This window comes from Pseudomonas sp. RIT-PI-AD (assembly GCF_025642785.1).
Classification (GTDB): domain Bacteria; phylum Pseudomonadota; class Gammaproteobacteria; order Pseudomonadales; family Pseudomonadaceae; genus Pseudomonas_T.
Genome location: NZ_JANZKU010000029.1, coordinates 1 through 20714, shown reverse-complemented (window position 1 = coordinate 20714; position 20714 = coordinate 1). Strand labels below are relative to the sequence as shown.

Annotated in this window: 12 protein-coding genes; 7 read left to right on the top strand and 5 right to left on the bottom strand. The window is 68.1% G+C overall.

What is annotated here, in order from left to right; genetic code table 11:
• Nucleotides 1-75: 75 nt before the first annotated feature.
• Both OGL92_RS19325 and lon read right to left on the bottom strand, forming a co-directional pair.
• Nucleotides 76-477: a protease inhibitor I42 family protein gene (locus OGL92_RS19325; RefSeq protein WP_263146780.1), complete on the bottom strand. Its 402-nt coding sequence runs from the start codon at nucleotides 475-477 to the stop codon at nucleotides 76-78.
• Between the two features lie 97 nt (nucleotides 478-574).
• Nucleotides 575-2974, bottom strand: a complete 2400-nt coding sequence (lon, locus tag OGL92_RS19320; RefSeq protein ID WP_263146778.1) for an endopeptidase La — start codon at nucleotides 2972-2974, stop codon at nucleotides 575-577.
• 166 nt (nucleotides 2975-3140) lie between these two features.
• Between lon and OGL92_RS19315 the strand changes: the two genes are divergently transcribed.
• The 6 genes from OGL92_RS19315 (at nucleotide 3141) to OGL92_RS19290 (ending at nucleotide 11982) form a co-directional block, all read left to right on the top strand.
• Nucleotides 3141-3893 carry an AraC family transcriptional regulator gene (locus OGL92_RS19315; RefSeq protein ID WP_263146775.1) on the top strand — a complete coding sequence of 251 codons (753 nt, stop codon included), beginning with the start codon at nucleotides 3141-3143 and terminating at the stop codon, nucleotides 3891-3893.
• Nucleotides 3894-4157: 264 nt separating this feature from the next.
• Complete coding sequence (putA, locus tag OGL92_RS19310; protein WP_263146773.1) at nucleotides 4158-7325, top strand: bifunctional proline dehydrogenase/L-glutamate gamma-semialdehyde dehydrogenase PutA; 3168 nt, start codon at nucleotides 4158-4160, stop codon at nucleotides 7323-7325.
• A 274-nt stretch (nucleotides 7326-7599) separates the two neighbouring features.
• Nucleotides 7600-9090, top strand: coding sequence for a sodium/proline symporter PutP (gene putP, locus OGL92_RS19305; protein WP_263146770.1), 1491 nt, complete (start codon nucleotides 7600-7602; stop codon nucleotides 9088-9090).
• 190 nt (nucleotides 9091-9280) lie between these two features.
• Entirely contained in the window at nucleotides 9281-9505 is a 225-nt protein-coding gene (locus tag OGL92_RS19300) for a VF530 family protein (protein WP_263146767.1), read from the top strand.
• Between the two features lie 27 nt (nucleotides 9506-9532).
• The gene (locus tag OGL92_RS19295; protein WP_263146765.1) at nucleotides 9533-10204 is read left to right on the top strand and encodes a class I SAM-dependent methyltransferase; all 672 of its coding nucleotides are present in this window, start codon (nucleotides 9533-9535) and stop codon (nucleotides 10202-10204) included.
• Between the two features lie 371 nt (nucleotides 10205-10575).
• Entirely contained in the window at nucleotides 10576-11982 is a 1407-nt protein-coding gene (locus OGL92_RS19290; RefSeq protein WP_263146764.1) for an amino acid permease, read from the top strand.
• A 46-nt stretch (nucleotides 11983-12028) separates the two neighbouring features.
• Here the strand turns inward: OGL92_RS19290 and OGL92_RS19285 are convergent, their stop codons facing one another.
• Entirely contained in the window at nucleotides 12029-13180 is a 1152-nt protein-coding gene (locus OGL92_RS19285; protein ID WP_263146763.1) for an OpgC domain-containing protein, read from the bottom strand.
• A gap of 310 nt (nucleotides 13181-13490) precedes the next feature.
• On the opposite strand from OGL92_RS19285, the gene OGL92_RS19280 reads away from it, so the two are divergent.
• Complete coding sequence (locus tag OGL92_RS19280) at nucleotides 13491-14315, top strand: aldo/keto reductase (RefSeq protein ID WP_263146761.1); 825 nt, start codon at nucleotides 13491-13493, stop codon at nucleotides 14313-14315.
• A 502-nt stretch (nucleotides 14316-14817) separates the two neighbouring features.
• Here OGL92_RS19280 and OGL92_RS19275 read toward each other — a convergent pair.
• Both OGL92_RS19275 and OGL92_RS19270 read right to left on the bottom strand, forming a co-directional pair.
• Nucleotides 14818-17931, bottom strand: a complete 3114-nt coding sequence (locus OGL92_RS19275) for an autotransporter serine protease (protein WP_263146759.1) — start codon at nucleotides 17929-17931, stop codon at nucleotides 14818-14820.
• A gap of 88 nt (nucleotides 17932-18019) precedes the next feature.
• Nucleotides 18020-20714, bottom strand: a 2695-nt coding sequence (locus OGL92_RS19270) for an autotransporter serine protease (protein WP_263146756.1), incomplete at its 5' end; no start/stop codon positions are given.

Sequence of the window (20714 nt, the reverse complement as noted above, 5' to 3'; positions counted from 1 at the left end):
GCCGGCCAAACCGTATTTTCGACCGCGGCATCCATGCCGGTCGTCGCGCCCATGCGGGCCGCGGCCCGGTACGGCTCAGGGCGACACGTCGACCCGGCAATCGAAGATATCCGCGGGGGCGATGCCGGTCTCCCAGGGCCGCCGGGAAATCAGCATCAAATGGCCCGCGCCGGGTGCGCTGGCCTTGAAGCGCCAGGTGGATTGACCGCCGCCCACCAGGCCGTCCTCGCTGCCCGCCGCGTAGACCTCCGGACCCAGGCTGTGCAGTACGTTGGCGGCGCCTTCGCGGATTTCCCAGCGGTAGCCGCTGGTGGGGTCGCTGGGCAGGCTCAGCACCAGGGTCTGGCCATTGCTCATCTGCAACGGGCAATCCTCCTGCTGCTGGACGACCAGGCTGCCGCCCGGTTGGTGCGCGCAGGCGGCGAGGAGCGCGAGCGGTACCAAGGGCAAGCAGCGGGCGAGGGGCGAGCGATTCATCGGATGACTCCTGTCGGCGGAATCCGCACAGGATAACCACAAGGGGCGGGCAGGGCGACCTCGCTGGCGGCGAACCGGGTCCGCCGCCAGCCTTGCCTCACTTGAACAGCACCTTGGCGACGTCGGCGAACTGCTTGGCGAAGTGCACGGTCAGGCCGTTCTTCAGGTAGTCCGGCAATTCGTCGAAATCGCTGCGGTTCGGTTCCGGCAGGATGAGTTCGAAGATCTTCTGCCGGCGCGCGGCGATCACTTTCTCGCGGACGCCACCGATCGGCAGTACCTGGCCGGTGAGGGTCAGCTCGCCGGTCATGGCGACACCCTTGCGCGGTGCCTGGTCGCGTGCCAGCGAGAGCAGCGCGCTGGCCATGGTGACCCCGGCGCTGGGGCCGTCTTTCGGAGTCGCGCCTTCCGGCACGTGCATGTGCACGAACGCCTGGTCGAAGAACTGCGGATCGCCGCCGAAGCGTTTCAACTGGGAACTGACATAGCTGTAGGCGATCTCCGCCGATTCCTTCATCACGTCGCCGAGCTTGCCGGTGAGCTTGAAGCCGCGGTTGAGGGTATGGATGCGCGTGGCCTCGATCGGCAGCGTGGCGCCGCCCATGCTGGTCCAGGCCAGGCCGGTGATCACCCCGACGCCGCCGAGCACCTGCTCCTTGCGGAACACCGGCATGCCCAGGTAGTCGGGCAGGTCTTTCGGGCCCACCTTGATCTTGGCGCCGGGCTCCTCCAACAACTTCACCACCGCCTTGCGGACGATCTTGCCGAGCTGTTTCTCCAACTGGCGGACGCCGGCCTCGCGGGCGTAACCCTCGACGACCGCCATCAGGGCGCTGTCGCTGATCACCAGGCGGTCCCTGGGCACGCCGGCTTTTTCCAATTGCTTGGGCCAGAGGTGGCGCTTGGCGATGGCCAGCTTTTCCTCGGCGATGTAGCCGGACAGGCGGATCACTTCCATGCGGTCGAGCAGCGGGCCGGGAATCGAGTCCAGGGTGTTGGCGGTGCAGACGAACAGCACCTTGGACAGGTCGAGCCGCATGTCCAGGTAGTGATCGAGGAATTCGACGTTCTGCTCCGGATCGAGGGTCTCCAGCAGCGCGGACGCCGGGTCGCCCTGGAAGCTGGCGCCCATCTTGTCGATCTCGTCGAGCATGATCACCGGGTTCATCACCTCGACGTCCTTCAGCGCCTGCACCAGCTTGCCGGGCTGCGCGCCGATGTAGGTACGCCGGTGGCCCTTGATCTCCGCCTCGTCGCGCATGCCGCCGACGCTGAAGCGATAGAACGGCCGCCCAAGGGTCTCGGCGATGGACTTGCCGATGCTGGTCTTGCCCACGCCCGGCGGGCCGACCAGCAGGACGATGGAACCGGCGATCTCGCCCTTGAAGGCGCCCACCGCGAGGAACTCGAGGATGCGGCTCTTGATGTCGTCGAGCCCGGCGTGGTGCACGTCGAGCACCTTGCGCGCGTGCTTGAGGTCGAGCTTGTCCTTGCCGTACACGCCCCAGGGCAGGGCGGTGGCCCAGTCCAGGTAGTTGCGGGTGACCGCGTACTCCGGCGAGCCGGTTTCCAGGATCGACAGCTTGTTCAATTCCTCATCGATGCGCTTCTGCGCCTGGGGCGGCACGTCCTTGCCGTTGAGCCGCGCGCGGAACTCGTCGCTGTCGGCGCTGCGGTCGTCCTTGCTGATGCCCAGCTCGCGCTGGATGATCTTCAACTGTTCCTTGAGGAAGAATTCCCGCTGGTGCTCGCCGATCTTGCGATTCACCTCGGCCGACAGCTCCTTCTGCAGACGGGCGACCTCGACCTCCTTGCGCAGCAGCGGAAGGACCTTTTCCATGCGCTTGAGGATCGGCACGGTGTCGAGGACCTCCTGCAACTCGCTGGCCGGCGCAGTGGTGAGCGCAGCGGCGAAATCGGTCAGCGGCGAGGGTTGGTTCGGGCTGAACCGGTTCAGGTAGTTCTTCAGTTCCTCGCTGTACAACGGGTTGAGCGGCAGCAGCTCCTTGATCGCATTGATCAGCGCCATGCCGTAGGCCTTCACCTCGTCGCTGGTCGCCTGCTGTTCCTTGGGGTATTCCACCTCCACCAGATAGGGCGGGCGATGGCGCTTGAGCCAGCCGCGGATGCGCACCCGCGACAGCCCCTGGGCGACGAACTGCAGCTTGCCGTTCTCGCGGCTGGCGTGATGCACGCGTACCAGGGTGCCCTGCTCGGGCAGGGTGTTGGGGTCGAAGTGCCGCGGGTCCTCCGGCGGCTGTTCCATGAAGAACAGCGCCAGGCTGTGGTGATCGCTCTTGGAAACCAGTTCGAGGGTTTCCGCCCAGGGTTCTTCGTTGACGATCACCGGCAGCACCTGGCCGGGAAAGAACGGGCGGTTGTGGATCGGGATGACGTACAGCTTGTCCGGCAGATGCTGGCCGGGCAGGACCAGTCCCGTCCCGGACTGCAGGGTTTCGGCTTCGAGAATGTCCGGGTTAATGTCCTGATCGCTCATGGGGCACCGTCTTGAGGAGTTATGCAGGCTTAGATGGGGAGACGCCGCCGGCATTTCAACCATCGTTCGACATTCCTCCGGCACGCCCGGCCGGCCAGGCGCCGCCCGGTGCTGTGCAACAGCGGGGCAGTTCACTAGAATGCGCAAAAATCGACCGCGCGCCGCCATGCTCAAAGCCCGCTTCATGCGTTTGGACGACCAGACCAGCGAACACGCCCATGACTACCACCAGTTGGTCATGTCGCTATCCGGTCGCGCCGAATTCGAGGTCAACGGCCGCGGCGGCGAGGTCTGCCGGATGCGCGCCTGCCTGGTGCCCGGCGACGCCGAACACCAGTTCGCCGGGGTCGGCGATAATCGCATGCTGATCCTCGACCTCAACGAACAGGACACCTCCGCCGAGGATCTCGAACTGCTCGGCCGCCTGTTCGACACGCCGCGCTACCCGGCGCTGGATGCCGATTTCCAGAACCTGCTCAACTATGCCGGCGCCGAACTGGCGCGCTACGGCAGCGATCCCCTGCTGGCGCGCGCCCTGGGTGGCGTGCTGATGCGCGCCTTGCACCTGCGCCTGTTCGGCGAGCACAACCGGCGTAACGTCGGCCCGCTGGACCTGGCACGCCTGGATGCCTACATCGGCGAGCACCTGGCGCGGCGCATCAGCGTCGCCGAGCTGGCTCAGGTGGCCTGTGTCAGCCCGAGCCATTTCCACGTGCAGTTCAAGGACAGCGTGGGTCTCACGCCCCACCAGTACCTGCTCAAGACCCGCCTCGACCGGGCCTCGCGCCTGCTGCGGGAGAGCCCGCTGCCGCTGGTGCGGATCGCCGAGGAGTGCGGGTTCTCCAGCCAGAGCGCGCTGACCACGGCGATGCGCCGCTACCTCGGCCTGACCCCCAAGCGCTACCGCGGCGCCCAGTGAGCGCCCGGCGCTGCGCCGCACACCCTCGACTCCGCCGATTGGCCCCACGGCCATGAGGGCTTTTGCGGCGAAAGTTCCCGAATAGGAGCTTTTCGCAAAAACTCCGAAGCTTCCAGCAAGAATGCCCGGACCGCCTGCCTCTACATTCCGCCATCCCCGTCGCGTTGGCCGAATGCCATCCTTGTGTTTCCACCGGCCTTGCTACAGTGGATCGGACCCAAGCGACGATCTCCACCATCTCATCTCATAAGAGGAGGGGGCGTGATGTTCAAAGCTGTTCACGTCTTGCAGGGCGACTTTCCCACGCAGACGGCCGCCGAATTCTTCCCGGTCATCAGCGCCAACTACAGCGTCGACGAAGCGGACTATCTCAATGAGCTGCTCCAGCTCGCCGACCCCGGGGAGTCGGGCATCGCGGCCATCCGCCGCGAAGCGCGAACCCTGATCGAGGACGTCCGCAGCCGGGAAAACGCCGTCGACACCCTCGACGCGCTCCTGCGCCAGTACAGCCTCGACACCCAGGAAGGGCTGATGCTCATGTGCCTGGCCGAGGCCCTGCTGCGGGTGCCGGACGCCGCCACCGCCGACGCGCTGATCCGCGACAAGCTGAACGCGGCGGAATGGGAGCGCCACCTGGGCCAGAGCGACAACCTGTTGGTGAACTTCGCCGCCTGGGGCCTGGTGATGACCGGCAAGGTGATCGACCCGGACACCGCCGACGGCCGCCCGAAGAACGTCCTCGGCCGGCTGATCCGTCGTTCCGGCGAGCCGGTGATCCGCGCCGCGATGAACCAGGCGATGAAGCTGATGGGCAAGCAGTTCGTCCTCGGCCGCACCATCGGCGAAGCCTTGAAGAACGGCCGGCCCTGCCGGGAGCAGGGCTACACCTACTCCTTCGACATGCTTGGCGAGGCGGCGCTGACCCAGGCCGACGCCGAGAAGTACATGGCGGACTATCGCCAGGCCATCGACACCGTCGGCAAGGAGCCCCAGGTCGGCCCGGGCCCGCGTCCGTCGATCTCGATCAAGCTGTCGGCGCTGCACCCGCGCTATGAAGTGGCGCAACGCGAGCGGGTGCTCAGCGAGCTGTTCGCCAACGTCCGCGAGCTGGCCTCCCGCGCCCGCGCCCTGGACGTCGGCATCACCATCGACGCCGAGGAGGCCGACCGCCTCGAGCTGTCCCTGGAGCTCTACGAAAAACTGATGCGCGACCCGGCCATCGCCGGCTGGGGCGAATTCGGCCTGGTGATCCAGGCCTATTCCAAGCGCTGCCTGCCGGTGCTGGTCTGGCTGACCTTGCTGGGCAAGGAGCTGGGCGCGCGGATTCCCCTGCGCCTGGTAAAGGGCGCCTACTGGGACAGCGAGATCAAGCAGTGCCAGGTCCAGGGCCTGGACGGCTACCCGGTCTACACCCGCAAGGAAGGCACCGACACGTCCTACCTGGCCTGCGCCCGCTACCTGCTGTCCGAGCACACCCGTGGGGTGATCTACCCGCAGTTCGCCAGCCACAACGCCCACACCGTCACCTGCATCCTCAACCTGGCCGCCGCGGCCAGCACGCCCCGCGAGTTCGAGTTCCAGCGCCTGCACGGCATGGGCGATGCGCTGTACGACACGGTGATCGAGAAATACCGCAAGAACGTGCGCATCTACGCCCCGGTCGGCGCCCACAAGGACCTGCTGCCTTACCTGGTCCGACGCCTGCTGGAGAACGGGGCCAATTCCTCCTTCGTCCACCAGTTGGTCGACCCGCGGGTGCCGGTGGACTCCCTCATCGACCATCCGGTGACGCAACTTCGTGCGTTCAAGACGCTCGGCAACGATCGAATCCCTCTCCCGCCCGCGCTGTTCGGCGACGGCCGGAAAAACTCCCAGGGCCTCAACATGAATATCCAGCAGCAGTGGCAAGAATTGGAAGCCGCCTTCCGTCCCCACCTCGACCGCCAATGGCAGGCCGCGCCCGTCGTCGACGGCCGCATCCTGAGCGGCGAGATTCACGAAATCCGCTGCCCCTACGAGCTGGGCAGGACCGTCGGCCAAGTGCAGTGGGCCAGCGCCGAGCACGCCCGGCACGCCCTGGACGTGCTGGACAAGGCCTGGCCGCGCTGGAGCGCGACGCCGGTGGATGAGCGCGCGGCGATCTTCGAGCGCCTGGCCGACCTGCTGGAACGCAATCGCGCGGAACTGCTGGCGCTGTGCACCCGCGAAGCCGGCAAATCGCTGCAGGACGGCATCGACGAGGTCCGCGAAGCGGTGGACTTCTGCCGCTATTACGCCCAGCAGGCCCGCCTGCGCCTGGTGCGCAGCGAGTTGCAGGGCCCGACCGGCGAACGCAACGAACTGTTTTATGAAGGCCGCGGCATCTTCGCCTGCATCAGCCCGTGGAACTTCCCCCTGGCGATCTACCTGGGCCAGATCAGCGCCGCCCTGGTGGCCGGCAATACGGTGATCGCCAAGCCCGCCGAGCAGACCAGCCTGATCGCCGCGCGGACCCTCGAACTGATGTTCGAGGCCGGCCTGCCCAAGGATGTCATCGCCCTGCTGCCGGGGGATGGCGCCACCCTGGGCGGTGTTTTCTGCCGCGATGCGCGCCTGGTCGGCGTGGCCTTCACCGGCTCCACCGACACCGCGCGGCTGATCAACCGGCAACTGGCCGACAAGCCCGGCCCCATCGCCGCGCTGATCGCCGAGACCGGCGGGCAGAACGCGATGATCGTGGATTCCACCGCGCTGCCCGAGCAGGTGGTCAAGGATGCCGTCAATTCGGCCTTCACCAGCGCCGGCCAGCGCTGCTCGGCCCTGCGCGTGATGTACGTGCAGAACGACATCGCCGATCGGGTGATCGAGCTGCTCAAGGGCGCCATGGCCGAACTCAAGGTGGGCGCGACCCATCTGCGCGAGAACGACGTGGGCCCGGTGATCGACGGCGAGGCCAAGGCCGGCCTCGATAGCCATGTCGCGCAATTGAAGCAGCAAGGCCGGCTGATCGCCGAGACCCCGCTGCCGGCCGGGCTCGACGGCCATTTCGTGGCGCCGGTGGCCTTCGAGATCGCAGGCATCGACGCCTTGGAGAAGGAAAACTTCGGTCCGGTGCTGCACGTGGTGCGCTTCGCCGCCGGCGACCTGGAAAAGGTCGTCCACGCGATCAACGCCACCGGCTTCGGCCTGACCCTGGGCGTGCACAGCCGCAACGAGGAAACCGCCCGGCGCATCGAGCACCTGGCGCGGGTCGGCAACCTCTACGTCAACCGCAACCAGATCGGCGCGGTGGTCGGCGTGCAACCCTTCGGGGGGCACGGGCTTTCCGGGACCGGTCCCAAGGCCGGCGGGCCGAATTACCTGCTGCGCTTCGTCAGCGAACGCACCACCTCGGTGAATACCACGGCGGTCGGCGGCAACGCCTCGCTGCTGTCCCTGGGCGACGTCGACTGACCCGGGCCGCGGCGCATGCCGCGGCCTCGCCTGGCGCCGCGGCGGGCCCCGCCCGCCGTTCGCGGCGCGCCATCCATTGGCGTAGAGCCCTCGCACGTAACTCGCGCGAGCTGCGCTTCGTCTTTACCCCATGCCATCGAATCGCCCGCGTGAGCGGCGGGCGCGGCCATGCATAGCGGAACACCGGGCGGTCGCCATGCGCGGCCAGTCCTTCGAGCGGAATCCGGGAGCCAACCCCCGGCCGTATAACAACAACGCAAAGGGGAGACCCCTAGTGAGTGCAAGCAATCCCACTCTGATCACCTTCGTGATCTACATCCTTGCCATGGTGCTGATCGGCTTCGCCGCCTACCGCGCGACCCACAACTTCTCCGATTACATCCTCGGCGGCCGCAGCCTCGGCAGCGTCGTCACCGCCCTGTCCGCCGGGGCATCCGACATGAGCGGCTGGCTGCTGATGGGCCTGCCCGGCGCCATCTACCTGTCCGGGCTGTCGGAAAGCTGGATCGCCATCGGCCTGATCATCGGTGCCTGGCTCAACTGGCTGCTGGTCGCCGGACGCCTGCGGGTGCACACCGAGCACGCCAACAATGCCCTGACCCTGCCGGACTACTTCACCTACCGCTTCGAGGACACCAGCCGCATCCTGCGGGTGCTGTCGGCCCTGGTGATCCTGGTGTTCTTCACCATCTACTGCGCCTCCGGGGTGGTCGCCGGCGCCCGCCTGTTCGAAAGCACCTTCGGCGTGTCCTACGACCTCGCCCTCTGGATCGGCGCGGCGGCGACCATCGCCTATGTCTTCGTCGGCGGCTTCCTGGCGGTGAGCTGGACCGATACCGTGCAGGCCACGCTGATGATCTTCGCCCTGCTGGTCACGCCGATCTGCGCGATTCTCGCCCTCGGCGACTATGACGCCGCGATCGCCACCATCGACGCGCGCAACCCGGCGAACTTCGACCTGTTCCGCGGGATGAGCGTGATCGCCATCCTGTCGCTGCTGGGGTGGGGCCTGGGCTACTTCGGCCAGCCGCACATCCTGGTGCGCTTCATGGCCGCCGACTCGGTGAAGTCGATCCCCGCGGCCCGGCGCATCGGCATGACCTGGATGATTCTCTGCCTGGGCGGCGCGGTGGCCGCCGGCTTCTTCGGCATCGCCTACTTTGCCGACAACCTCGGCCAGGCCGGCGCGGTGACCGAGAACAGCGAGCGCGTGTTCATCGAGCTGACCAAGCTGCTGTTCAACCCCTGGATCGCCGGGATCGTGCTGTCGGGGATTCTCGCCGCGGTGATGAGCACCCTCAGTTGCCAATTGCTGGTCTGCTCCAGCGCCCTGACCGAGGACTTCTACAAGGCCTTCCTGCGCAAAAGCGCCAGCGAGCGCGAGCTGGTCTGGGTCGGCCGCGCCATGGTGCTGCTGATCTCCTGCGTCGCCATCGCCCTCGCGTCCAACCCGGACAGCAAGGTACTCGGCCTGGTCTCCTACGCCTGGGCCGGCTTCGGCGCGGCCTTCGGCCCGGTGGTGCTGTTCTCCCTGCTGTGGAAGCGCATGACCCGCAACGGCGCGCTGGCCGGCATGCTGGTGGGAGCGGTGACGGTGATCGTCTGGAAGCAGTTGGCGCTGTTCGGCCTCTACGAGATCATCCCGGGCTTCGCCTTCGCCAGCCTCGCCATCCTGGTGTTCAGCCTGCTGGACAAGCAACCATCGGCTTCCATGCAGAGCCGTTTCGACGCGGCCGAGCAGGAATACCAGGACGCCCATCGGTAGACCGCCTCGCCGCGCCCGCAACGGCGCGGCAGGCTCGCCATCGCAAGCGGCCCGTTTCCCGATGAGGGAAGCGGGCCGCTTGGTTTCCGGCATGCCGCCACTGCCCGGGCATGCCGCCGGCCTGCCTGGGCGCGGCGGCGCTCTGCTAAGCTCGCCGCCATGCCTCAACGTCCTATTCGAGCGATTCGCCATGACCCCGCCTTCAAAAGACCCCCTGCATGGCATGACCCTGGAAGCCATCCTCATCGACCTGGTGGCGCGTTATGGCTGGGACGGGCTGGCGTCGCGGATCGACATCCGCTGCTTCAGCCACGAGCCCAGCATCAAGTCCAGCCTGGGCTTCCTGCGCCGCACCGCCTGGGCGCGACAGAAGGTCGAGGCGCTGTTCGTGGCGTCGCAGCGGCGCAATGGCTGAGGCACCGGCGGCAATCGAGGATCGGACATGCCAGACGACGACCAATCCGGGCGACTCCAGCAGAGCTGGCAACGCAACGCCGAGGCCTGGACCCGCGTGGTCCGCGAGGCGCGGATCGAGAGCCGGCGGCTGGCCACCGATCGGGCGATCCTCGAGGCGCTGCGCGAGCGCGAACCGGCGCGGGTGCTGGATGTGGGGTGCGGCGAGGGCTGGCTGTGCCGGGCCCTGGCGGCGCAGCGCATCGACGCGCTCGGGGTGGACGGCTCGGCGGCGCTGGTCGAGCAGGCCCGTGCCGCCGGTGGCCGCTTCGAACACCTCAGCTACGCCGAGCTCCAGGCTCGGCCCCGTCGCTTCGGCGTTTTCGCGGCGATCGTGTGCAACTTCGCCCTCCTCGATGCCCAGGCCGACCGCCTGCTCGGCGCGCTGGCCGAGGCCCTGGAGCCGGGAGGCGCGCTGCTGATCCAGACCCTGCACCCCTGGAGCCTCGCCGGGGAGGGGTACCGGGACGGCTGGCGCGAGGAGCGCTTCGCCGCCTTCGCCGGGGCGTTCACACCCATGCCCTGGTATTTCCGCACCCTGGAATCCTGGTTCGCGCTCCTGGTGGGGGCGGGGTTGCGCCTCGAAAGTGTGCGCGAACCCGTGCATCCGCAGACCGGCCAGCCGCTGTCCCTGCTGCTGGTGGCCGTCCGGGCGTCCTAAGGCGCGGTCGAGCGGATTTTCCGCCGGACGCTCCCGCTCATGGCAATCTGGTGGCGCGGCATTTTTTCTGGGTTTTATGCCGATTTTCTCACCTCTGGCAGCAAAAGCTGCCGCGCCGGGGGCCGGCCTCGCGCAAAGCCTGGAGTCGTCGCCGGAAAAATCCCGCCCAGGAGGGGCGAGCGCTCTAAAGCGGGGCATGACGCTGACCTGTCTTTGTGCAAAACTCGCCGCCGACCTCGGACGCCTCGGCTCTCGTGTGTCCGTCCCGCCCCACGAAGGCGGGTTCGAACCACGGGGTGCGCCGGCTATCGCCACGCCCCATCGGCCTGCGCCTGATTTCTCGATAAATACAAGATAGAGGTAACCGCTCCATGCACGTCGGTGAAAACGACCCGCAATCTGACACGCTGCATCGCGACCTGGGCGAGCGGCACATCCGCCTGATGGCCCTGGGTGCCTGCATCGGCGTCGGCCTGTTCCTCGGTTCGGCGAAAGCCATCCAGATGGCCGGCCCGGCCATCATGCTGTCCTACGTCATCGGTGGCCTGGCCATCCTGGTGATCATGCGTGCCCTCGGCGAAATGGCCGTACACAATCCGGTGGCGGGCTCCTTCAGCCGCTACGCCCAGGACTACCTGGGGCCGCTGGCCGGGTTCCTCACCGGCTGGAACTACTGGTTCCTCTGGCTGGTGACCTGCGTCGCGGAAATTACCGCGGTGGCCATCTACATGGGCGTCTGGTTCCCCGACGTGCCGCGCTGGATCTGGGCCCTGGCGGCGCTGGTGAGCATGAGCGCGGTCAACCTGATCGCGGTGCGCGCCTTCGGCGAGTTCGAGTTCTGGTTCGCCCTGATCAAGATCGTCACCATCATCGCGATGGTCGTCGCCGGCGCCGGGATGATCGTCTTCGGCATCGGTAACGGCGGCGTCGCCACCGGCATCGCCAACCTGTGGACCCATGGCGGCTTCATGCCCAACGGCGTGCAGGGCGTGCTGATGTCGTTGCAGATGGTGATGTTCGCCTACCTGGGCGTGGAAATGATCGGCCTCACCGCCGGCGAAGCGAAGAACCCGCAGAAGACCATTCCCCACGCCATCGGCTCGGTGTTCTGGCGCATCCTGCTGTTCTACGTCGGCGCGCTGTTCGTGATCCTGTCCATCTACCCGTGGAACGAGATCGGCACCCAGGGCAGCCCCTTCGTGATGACCTTCGAGCGCATGGGCATCAAGACCGCCGCCGGGATCATCAACTTCGTGGTGATCACCGCCGCGCTGTCCTCCTGCAACGGCGGCATCTTCAGCACCGGGCGCATGCTCTACAGCCTGGCGCAGCAAGGCCAGGCCCCGCGCGCCTTCGCCGTGACCACCCAAGGCGTGCCGCGGCGTGCGCTGTTGGTGTCGGCGGTGGCGCTGCTGTTCGGCGTGCTGCTGAACTACCTGGTGCCGGAGAAGGTGTTCGTCTGGGTGACCTCCATCGCCACCTTCGGGGCGATCTGGACCTGGGCGATGATCCTGCTGGCGCAACTGCGCTTCCGTCGCGGCCTGAGCCCGGCCGAGCGCGATCGCCTGGCCTTCCGCATGTGGCTGTACCCGCTGAGTTCCTACCTGGCGATGGCGTTCCTGGTGCTGGTGGTCGGCCTGATGGCCTACTTCCCGGACACCCGCATCGCGCTGTACGTCGGACCGGTGTTCCTGGTCCTGCTGGTGGCGCTCTACCACCTGTTCAAGCTGGCGCCCGCCGCCCGCGCCGTCGAACCGGCACCGCGCGTCCTCTCCTGACCCGCGACAGGGGCGCCGCGTCCGCGACGCCCCTTTGTATTTCCGTTCAGGTTGGCTGCAAGCGCTCGCGCAAGGGCGGCGTTCTCGGTCGTTCGCCGAGGCGCTTGTTCAGGTCGAGCCAGGCGGCCAGCGCCATCATCAGGCCGAGCCCGGCCAAGGCGCTGCCGATCTGCGCCAGCGGGTGATCGTCGGCCAGGGTGCTGGCGGCGTCCGCCAGGGGCGCGAGCAGCACGCCTAGGCAGAAGACTTCCAGCGAATAGCTGCCCATCCGGGCGAACTCCCGTGCCGGCCCGCGACGCAGCCAGTCGCCCTGGGGCAGGAGCGCCGCCACGCAGTGAGCGAGGGCGAGGAAGTGCAGCAGGCGCGCCGGCGCGAGATTGGTTTTGTCGATCGGGTAGAGCCCATTGGCCAGGGCCTGGGGCATCCAGGCATCGTGCCAGGCCACGAATTTCCAGGACAGTGCGATCAGGCCGGTGATTGCCAGGTAGGTGGCACAGGCCAGGAACAGCGGTCGCCGCCAGGCCGGGCGCGGCGCTGCCTGGCGCTCGCCGCGCCGTTGCGCGCGCAGGGCGGCCGCGCCGCCGAGCACGAAGAGGAACTGCCAGGCCCAGGGGTTGAAGAACCATTTGCCGCCGCTGGCGGCGTCGAAATTCCATTGCAGCAGCGGCGCGCACAGATAGATCGCCAGGGACAGGCAGCAGGTCTGCAACGGCCGGCGCAACAGGGCCGGCAGGATCAACGGCAGGGCCATGAGCAGAACGATGTACAGCGGCAGCGGGTCCATCAGGTTGGGCTTGAAGCGCAGCAGCAGTTCGTCGATCAAGGCCTGCTGCGGGTCGCTGAGGAAATACCCGAGGCCCATCTCGGCGATGAAGTCGCGGGTTTCCACGTGGCTGTTGGTGAAGAACACGATGCCCATGAGCACCGCGAGCAGGAAGATGTGCGCCACGTAGAGCACCCAGACCCGGCGCAGGATGCGCAGGCAGGCGAAGGCGTAGCCGTCGCGCAGCAGCAGCTTGCCGTAGGCCAGCACCGCGACGTAGCCGGCGAGGAACACGAAGATTTCCGCCGCATCGCTGAAACCGACGTTGCGTGGGGTGAGCAGGCCGAGCGGGTTCTGCGGGATGTGGTCCCAGAAGATGAACACCAGGGCCAGGCCACGGAAAAAGTCGATTCGAAGGTCACGTCCGGTTTGCATGCTGTCGTCCCGCCGATGAGGGTTCCCGCGCTTGATCGGCGGCAAGGCGGAAGGGTACTTGCACGTCGCGATCCCCTGCAATCCGCGATGGCCGCGGTTCTGCGGTTATCGGCGGCGGCGCACGTTTCGCGGATGGCGGGCGGGATACAAAAGATTTCAGCGAGGTCGCGGGGCGGGGCGGCTGCTCGAACCCGGTCCCGCGGCCGTCGGCCGTTTCCCAGGCCGGGGCCGGTCGCCAAGCGACTCGGCCGTCATTACACCAGTGCCCCGGCTTCGCGCCACTCCGGGGCCTTTCCCAAGGAGAATATCGATGCGCTACCTGAACCTGAAGGATGGCCAGTCCGTACCCTTGCTCGGCCAAGGCACCTGGCACATGGGCGAGCGACAAGACCAGCGCGTCCGCGAAGTCACCGCCTTGCGCGAGGGCCTCGAACTGGGCATGAGCCTGATCGACACCGCCGAGATGTACGCCGAAGGCGGCGCGGAGCGCGTGGTGGGCGAGGCCATCGGCGGACGCCGCGAGCAGGTGTTCCTGGTCAGCAAGGCCTACCCCTGGCACGCCGGCCGCGACAGCCTGCCGAAGGCCTGCGAGGACAGCCTGCGGCGCCTGGGCACCGACTACCTCGACCTGTACCTGCTGCACTGGCGCGGCGAATACCCGCTGGCGGAAACCCTGGAGGCCTTCGAGCGTCTGCGCGAGCAAGGCAAGATCCGCCGCTGGGGCGTGTCCAACTTCGACCTCGACGACCTGCAAGAGCTGGATGCGCCGGATTGCGCGGCGAACCAGGTGCTGTACAACCCGGAGGCGCGCGGCATCGAGTTCGACCTGCTGCCCTGGCAGCGCCGCCAGGGATTGCCGCTGATGGCGTACTGCCCGGTGGGGCAGGGCAGTCGTCTGCTGGAACATCCGGCCCTGCTCGAGGTGGCCCGCCGCCAGGACGCCACGCCGGCCCAGGTGGCGCTGGCCTGGGTGCTGCGCGGCGACGGAGTGATCGCCATCCCCAAGGCGGTCGATCCGCTGCACCTGAAGCAGAACGCCGCCGCCGCGGACCTGCGTTTGAGCGCCGAGGATATGGCGACGCTGGACCAGGCCTTTCCGGCGCCGACCCGCAAGCGGCCGCTGGCGATGATCTGAGGGGGCGGAGCCAGCCTGGGATCGGTTTCGAGGCGGCGAGAATGGGGCCGTGGCTCCGCCCGTGTCGCCTCGGGCAGGATGGCGGGCGAGCGCCACTGGGCGGGCACGGAAGCCTTGGACGCGAGAACGGCCTTATCAGGGTCCGGTCGCTGCCCGGAACGCCAACGGGCGGAGGCCGGGCGGGCAAAGCGGGTGGGGGAGAAGCGTTCACCCGTTGTACCGACGCACGTGGGTTCCAAGCACCGCCTGCGCGCGCGGAAACCCTGGGGTAGGCCTGGCGCTTGCGGCGGAGGGAGCCTGCGCTGGCCAGGGACGCACCCGGGGTGCAGTCGCCGGGTCCAGCCCGCCGGGAGGTCGAGCAAAAAAATGGCGAAACGAGAAGTTCGTTTCGCCATTCCCCGGATCGGGAGCTGCCTGGGACTACTCCCAGGCAGCCCGTTGGCTGCGCGGGGCTACAGGTCTGTCCGTCTCGGTGTCGATGACGGACGAGGCCACCGGCCGGTCAGAACCGCCAGTCCAGCGACAAGCCCACGCCGTGGGTCTTGTCGCGCGCGCCCAGCAAGCCGTTGTAGTCCAGGTTGACCCGCGCATCCTGGCTCAAGGCCAGGCTGGCGCGGGCGCCGACCACGGCGGCGTCGCGATCCATCGAGACGCCTCGCGCGGTGAAGTCATTCACCCCGCTGGCGAACGCCAGGTGCTGTTCGGACGAGATATCGCTCAGGTTGTGCTGCCAGCCCAGGGTGCCCGAAACGTCCAGCTTCTGCGTGTCGTTGAGGTTGAAGCGGTTGCCGGCCCGCAGGCCCAGGGTCGAGAGCACGGCGTCACGGCTGTCGTCGCCGCCCTTGAGCGCGGTGGCGCCGCCTTTCTCGGTGAAGTCGTCACTGTCCAGATGCACGTAAGCCAGGTTGGCGAACGGCTCCACGGCCAGCGGCCGCAGGTCCAGGCGGTAGGCGGCTTCGGTGAAGACCTGGGTCGACTGCGCGTCACGCTTGACCTTCTGGCGATCGGAAAATGCGCCGAATTGCAGGTCGCGCTTGACGTCGATGCGGTGCCAGCTGTGGGACGCGCCCGCGGTCAGGCGCAGGGCGCCCTTTTCGTGGCCGATGTACGCGCCCAGGTGGTAGCTGTCCGCCGAGGCATGCGAGTGGGTGTCGTCGCCCAGGCCCAGCGACGTGTCGCTGTAACCGGCCATCGCCCCCAGGCGGGTGTGGTCGCCGATCAGGCCGTCGACACCCGCGAGCAAGCCGCCCAGGGATGAGGTGGAACTGGCGCCGTCGCTGCTGCCGGAGTTCTTGCCCCAGGCACCCAGCGCCTTGACCCAGACGTTGTTGTCGTCGCTGTTCGGCGCCGGCTGGTCGTACAGCCCCTCGACCCGCAGGCGATCGCCCACCGCCTCGCGCAACTGCCGGCTGTCGTTGATCAGTTGCGTGGCGATGGCCGGATGCACTTCGCCCGACAACTGCGTGTACGCCCGGCGGGCGGTGGCGGCATCCCGGCTCAACAGCACGCTCTCGTAGACCGCGTTGCCCGCGCCCAACCCTTCCGCGGCCTCCGCCACGCTGCGCTGGTTGGACGTCTGCGCGGCACTGGCGAAGCTGTCGCCATTGCGCTCGACGGCCAGGCTCATGCCGGTGCCGGTGTAGACCAGGTCGCCGGTCAGGAACGCGTAGTCCGCCAACACCGAGCCGAACCGACCCTGGACGCCCCCGGCGGCTTGCAGCACGTCGAACCGCTGGCCGAGCACGCTGCTGGTCGGGCGGGCGTTCAGCAGCGAGGCATCGTATTCCAGGGCCATCGCCAGGTTGGCGCCGTCCACCCGGGCCCGCCCGCCAGCGACGATGCGGTCGCTTTCGCGGGAGGAGAGTTCGACCGCGTAGGTCGAGCCGGGCGCCAGGTCGAGGTCGCCGGTCACCTGCAGGGTGCCGATGGAGTTGCCCGGGGCGACGAACGCGCCGCGGTGGGCGGTCAGCGAACCGACGCGACCGGTGCCGCTCAACACGCCGCTGTCGTTGACCGTCACCGCCGAGACCAGCGAACCGTCGACGGCCAGGCGCCCCTGGTTGACCAGGGTCGGGCCGCTGTAGGTGCTGGTGCCGGTCAGCACCAGGGTGCCGATGCCTTGCTTGGTCAGGCCGCCGTGCCCGGCGATGGCGTTGCTCCACACGTCCAGCCCGCATTGCGGGCCGCTGCAGGTGCGCTGCGTGGGCTTGCCGGCATCGACCACGGCGCCGACGCCGGGGAGATCGACGACGAACTGGCTGTCGCCGTAGGCGCCGTCGATGCGGAACTCGGCCGGGATGTCCGCCTCGGTGACGAACATGCCCGGGCCGCCGATGGCCTTGCCCAGGTCGATCATGCCCCAGCCGTACAGCGCGTCGACGCCGGGGGCGCCGAGGTCGGTGGCGGTGGTCCTCAATACGCTGGCCACCTGCGCGCCGCTCATGTACGGGAAGCGCTCCATGAGCACCGCCATGCTGCCCGCGGCGTGCGGCGCGGCCATGGAGGTACCGTTCTTGTTGGCCCAGCCGACGGTCAGGTTTTCCAGGCTGGTGCCGTTGAGCACCGAGCTGTAGATGCGCGTGCCCGGGGCCGACACGCAGAAGCTGGCGGTATAGCCGCAGCGCGACGAGAAGGTGCTGAGGATGTAGGGGGTGGAGGCGGCCGCGGCGGCGTCCGGGTTCTGTTGCAGGGCGGCCACGGTCAGCCAGTTGGGGGCGATCTCCGGGACGAAATAGCCCAGCCCGGCCATGGCATCGGGGTTGTTCAGGTTGTAATCGTTGCCAGCCGCGAAGATCGTCACCACCCCGCTGCGGGCGGCGTCGATGGCGCCCTGATAGGCGCCGCCCGGACGGGTGCCGAGGATCTGCCGGATCTGATCGAACTGCAACTGGGCGTCCTGCACGGTGAAGTGCGGGAAGGCCGGGTCCTTGCCGCCCTCGTCGAACCGGTCGGTGATGCCGATGCCCCAACTGTTGTTGATGATCCGCGCGCCGCTGTCGATCAGCGCGTTCCAGCCGGCCTGGTATACCGCGCCGTCGTTGCCCAGCACGATGCCGTCCTCGGGGCCCGGGTCGCCGTTGTCGGCGCTGATGATCTGCGCGTCGAAGGCCACGCCATGCATCGGGCCGCCGTCGCGGCTGCCGGCGGCGATGCCGCCCACGTGGGTGCCGTGGTTACCCAGCTTGCCGTTGGAGTCCAGGCTCGGCGAGCCGTCGTAGCGGAACGGATCGCCGGCGTGCACCGGGATGTAGGGGTCGGTGTATTCGCGGATGCCGCTGGTCACCAGGTTGACCACCTTGTCGGGGCCGGCGAACTCCGGATGCGCGGCGTACACCGGCTGATCGAAGATCCCCAGCTTGACGTCCCGGCCGGTGTAGCCGCCCGCATAGGCCTGGTCGGCGTGGATGGCGCCCAGCCCCCAGTCGGCATTGAATTCGGCGCTGCGCCAGCTGGCGGCGTTGCCGGCCTGGCCTGCTTCGACGTAGGGCGCGGCCTGGGCCGCGCCCAAGGTGGCGAGGTAGCAGGCCAACGCGCCGCAGGAGGCACGGTTGATCGCGCGGATGGATTGGCGAATGGAGCTGACAGGAGCCTGTCGGGTTTTCAACACATCTTTCATGAAACTACCGTCCTTAGTTAACGCACGCAAAACGCCACGCGCCTGCTTTTGCAAGCGCGTTGTTTACTGTGGATTCGAATGTTCTGGCTCAGAACTGCCAGTTGAGGCTCAGCCCGACGCCGTGGCTTCTTTCCCGGTTGGCCAGTTGGCCGCTGTAATCCAGGCTCACCTTGGCCGCCTTGCTCAACGCCAGGCTGGCGTGGGCGCCGACCAAGGCGGCATCGCGTACCAGGGGCGAGCTTTCGATGGCGAAGCCCGCGTCGGCGGAGGCGAAAGCCAGGTGCCGTTCGGCGTCGATGTCGCTCAGGGCGTGCTGCCAGCCGAGGCTGCCCGACAGGTCGAGGTTCTGCCGGTCGCCGACGGCGATGGTCTTCAGCGCGCGCACGCCGAGGGTGCCGAGCACCGCGTCGCGGGTGTCGTCGCCGCCTGACAATGCCGCGGCATCGCCTTTCTCGGTGAAGTCGTCGCTATTCAGCCGCACGTAGGCCAGGTTGGCGAAAGGCTCGAGAGTCGCCGGCTGCAAGCGGATGCGGTAGGCCGCCTCGGTGAACGCCTGGGCGGACTGCGCGTCGTGCGTGGTCTTTTCCCTGCCGCTGGCTCCGCCCACCTGGACCTCGCGCTTGGCATCGATGCGGTGCCAGCTGTAGGCGCCGCCGAAGGTCAGGCGCAGCGCGCCGATTTCGTGGCCGACGTAAGCCCCCAGGTGATAGCTGTCCACCGACGCCTGGGAATGGGTGCCGGAGCCCATGTTCAGCCCGCTGTCGCTGTAGCCGGCGAGCAGGCCCAGGCGGGTATCCTCGGCGACCTCGCCGTCGACGCCGGCCAGCAGGCCGCCGAGCGAGGTGGTGTAACCGGCCGTGTCGCCGCGCGAATCGGTCTTGCCCCAGGCCCCCAGGGCTTTGAGCCACAGGTTGTCCGCCCCGGCGGTCTCGGCATCGACGCCTAATCCGCCGGCTCCCAGGCGCTCGTCCACGGCATCGCGCACGGAGCGGCTGTCGTTGATCAGCGCCGTCCCGATGGCCGGGTAAAGCTCACCGGACAACTGCTGCAGGTTGTCGCGCGCGGACGCTGCGCTGCCGGCGAGCAACAGATTCTCGTACACCGGATGGCCAGCGCCCAACCGCTCGGCGGCAGTCGCGACCGCGGCTTGGTTGGGGGTTCGCGCGACGCTGTCGAAGGTGGCCGCGCGCTCGACGCTGAGCACGACGTCGTGGGCCGCGGTGTCCAGTCGGCCCCTCAGGAAGGGGGTGCTGGACGCCACCGAGGCAAATTGGCCGTCGATGCCGTTGGCGGCCTGCAGCAGGTTGTATCGGCGACCCAGCAGGCTCTGGCCCGGCGTGGCGTTCAGCGCGATGGGAGTGTCGTCGAACGCCAGGGTCATGTTCGCGCCCGCTACCCGGGCGCCGCCGCTGGCGACGATACGGTCGCTGGCCGTGGGCGAAAGCTCCACCGCGTAAGTCGAACCCGGCTCGAAGGCCACGTCACCTGCCACCCGCAGCGTGCCGATGGAATTGCCCGGTGCCACGCGTCCCCCGCTGTGGGCGATCAGCCTGCCGACCTGGCCATCGCCCCCCAGGGTACCGCCGGCGTCGACCTGCACCGCCGAGACGAGCGAACCGTTGACCGACAGCAGGCCGCCGTTGACCCAGGTGCCGCCCCGGTAGGTGTTGTCGCCCTCCAGGATCAGTCGACCGGCGCCGGACTTGATCAGGCTGCCCTGGTACTGGCGCAGTGCCGCGGCGGCGGCGCGAGCGGTGCCCACCGCATAGTCGCTGCGGTCCTGCTGGCTGGCGGTGTCGTCGAGGCCGTTCTGCCAGCCACGGCTGGCCAGGGTTCGCTGCCACGCGGCCTGTTCGGCGCTGTCTTCGGTCTGGCGCTGGAGCAGCGCCTGATCGGAAATATCGTTGCTCCACACGTCCGTCTGGCCCGCGTCCAGCGTGACATCGAAGGAACCGAGCAGTTGGCCCGGACCGCGCATCGCCCGCTCCAGGTTGGCCACGCCCCAGCCCACGCTGTCGGTGGGCGCCCGGGTGACCGAGCCATCGAGCTGGGTCGCCGTGGTCAGCAGGACTTGCAGCGCCTGCTGGTTGTCCATGTACGGATAGCGCTCCATCACCAGCGCCAGGGCGCCGGTGGCGTGGGGCGCGGCCATCGAGGTACCGGACTTGATCGCGTAATCATCGCCCGGCACGGTGCTGTTGATCAGCCGCCCTGGCGTGGTGATGCACCAGTACTTGGCGATCCCGCACTGGTTGTAGCGTTGGCCGTTGGCGCTATCGAGGCCCGACACCGCCAGCCAGTGGCCTTCCAGGTCCGGCTCGAAGTAGGGCAGCGAAGCCCGCACGCTGGCATTGGCGTAGCCGGTATTGCCGGCGCTGAAGACGTTGATCACACCCTGGCGCGAGACGTCGGCCGCTTCGTCCAGCCAGGTGCCGCGGCCATAGTGCTGGGCGTAGGCCGCGTGCAGGCCGTCGAGGGTGGCGTAGGTCACGTCCGGCGGCTGGCTGCCCCAGCTGTTGTTGATGGCGCGCACCCCGGCGTCGGCCAGGGCGCCGTACGCGGCCTTGAAATAAGCTGGGTCGGGGTTGGGGCCGAACAGGAAGCTGTCGTTCTGGTTGGTATTGGCGACGTAGATCTGCGCGTTGTACGCCACGCCATGCATGCCGCTGCCATCCCGGGCCGCGCCCATGGTGCCGGTGACGTGGGTGCCGTGGCTATCGTTGTTCGGGTTGAGGGCGCCGGTGACACTGAAGGCCGAGCCGTCGGCATAGGTGCCGCGGGCG

Excerpts from the sequence above, each read along its gene's own strand:
- OGL92_RS19275 (WP_263146759.1), bottom strand. The coding sequence starts at position 17,931 with ATGAAAGATGTGTTGAAAACCCGACAGGCTCCTGTCAGCTCCATTCGC.
- OGL92_RS19290 (WP_263146764.1), top strand. The coding sequence starts at position 10,576 with ATGCACGTCGGTGAAAACGACCCGCAATCTGACACGCTGCATCGCGAC.
- putA (WP_263146773.1), top strand. The coding sequence starts at position 4,158 with ATGTTCAAAGCTGTTCACGTCTTGCAGGGCGACTTTCCCACGCAGACG.
- lon (WP_263146778.1), bottom strand. The coding sequence starts at position 2,974 with ATGAGCGATCAGGACATTAACCCGGACATTCTCGAAGCCGAAACCCTG.
- OGL92_RS19280 (WP_263146761.1), top strand. The coding sequence starts at position 13,491 with ATGCGCTACCTGAACCTGAAGGATGGCCAGTCCGTACCCTTGCTCGGC.
- OGL92_RS19295 (WP_263146765.1), top strand. The coding sequence starts at position 9,533 with ATGCCAGACGACGACCAATCCGGGCGACTCCAGCAGAGCTGGCAACGC.
- OGL92_RS19325 (WP_263146780.1), bottom strand. The coding sequence starts at position 477 with ATGAATCGCTCGCCCCTCGCCCGCTGCTTGCCCTTGGTACCGCTCGCG.
- OGL92_RS19285 (WP_263146763.1), bottom strand. The coding sequence starts at position 13,180 with ATGCAAACCGGACGTGACCTTCGAATCGACTTTTTCCGTGGCCTGGCC.
- OGL92_RS19300 (WP_263146767.1), top strand. The coding sequence starts at position 9,281 with ATGACCCCGCCTTCAAAAGACCCCCTGCATGGCATGACCCTGGAAGCC.
- OGL92_RS19315 (WP_263146775.1), top strand. The coding sequence starts at position 3,141 with ATGCTCAAAGCCCGCTTCATGCGTTTGGACGACCAGACCAGCGAACAC.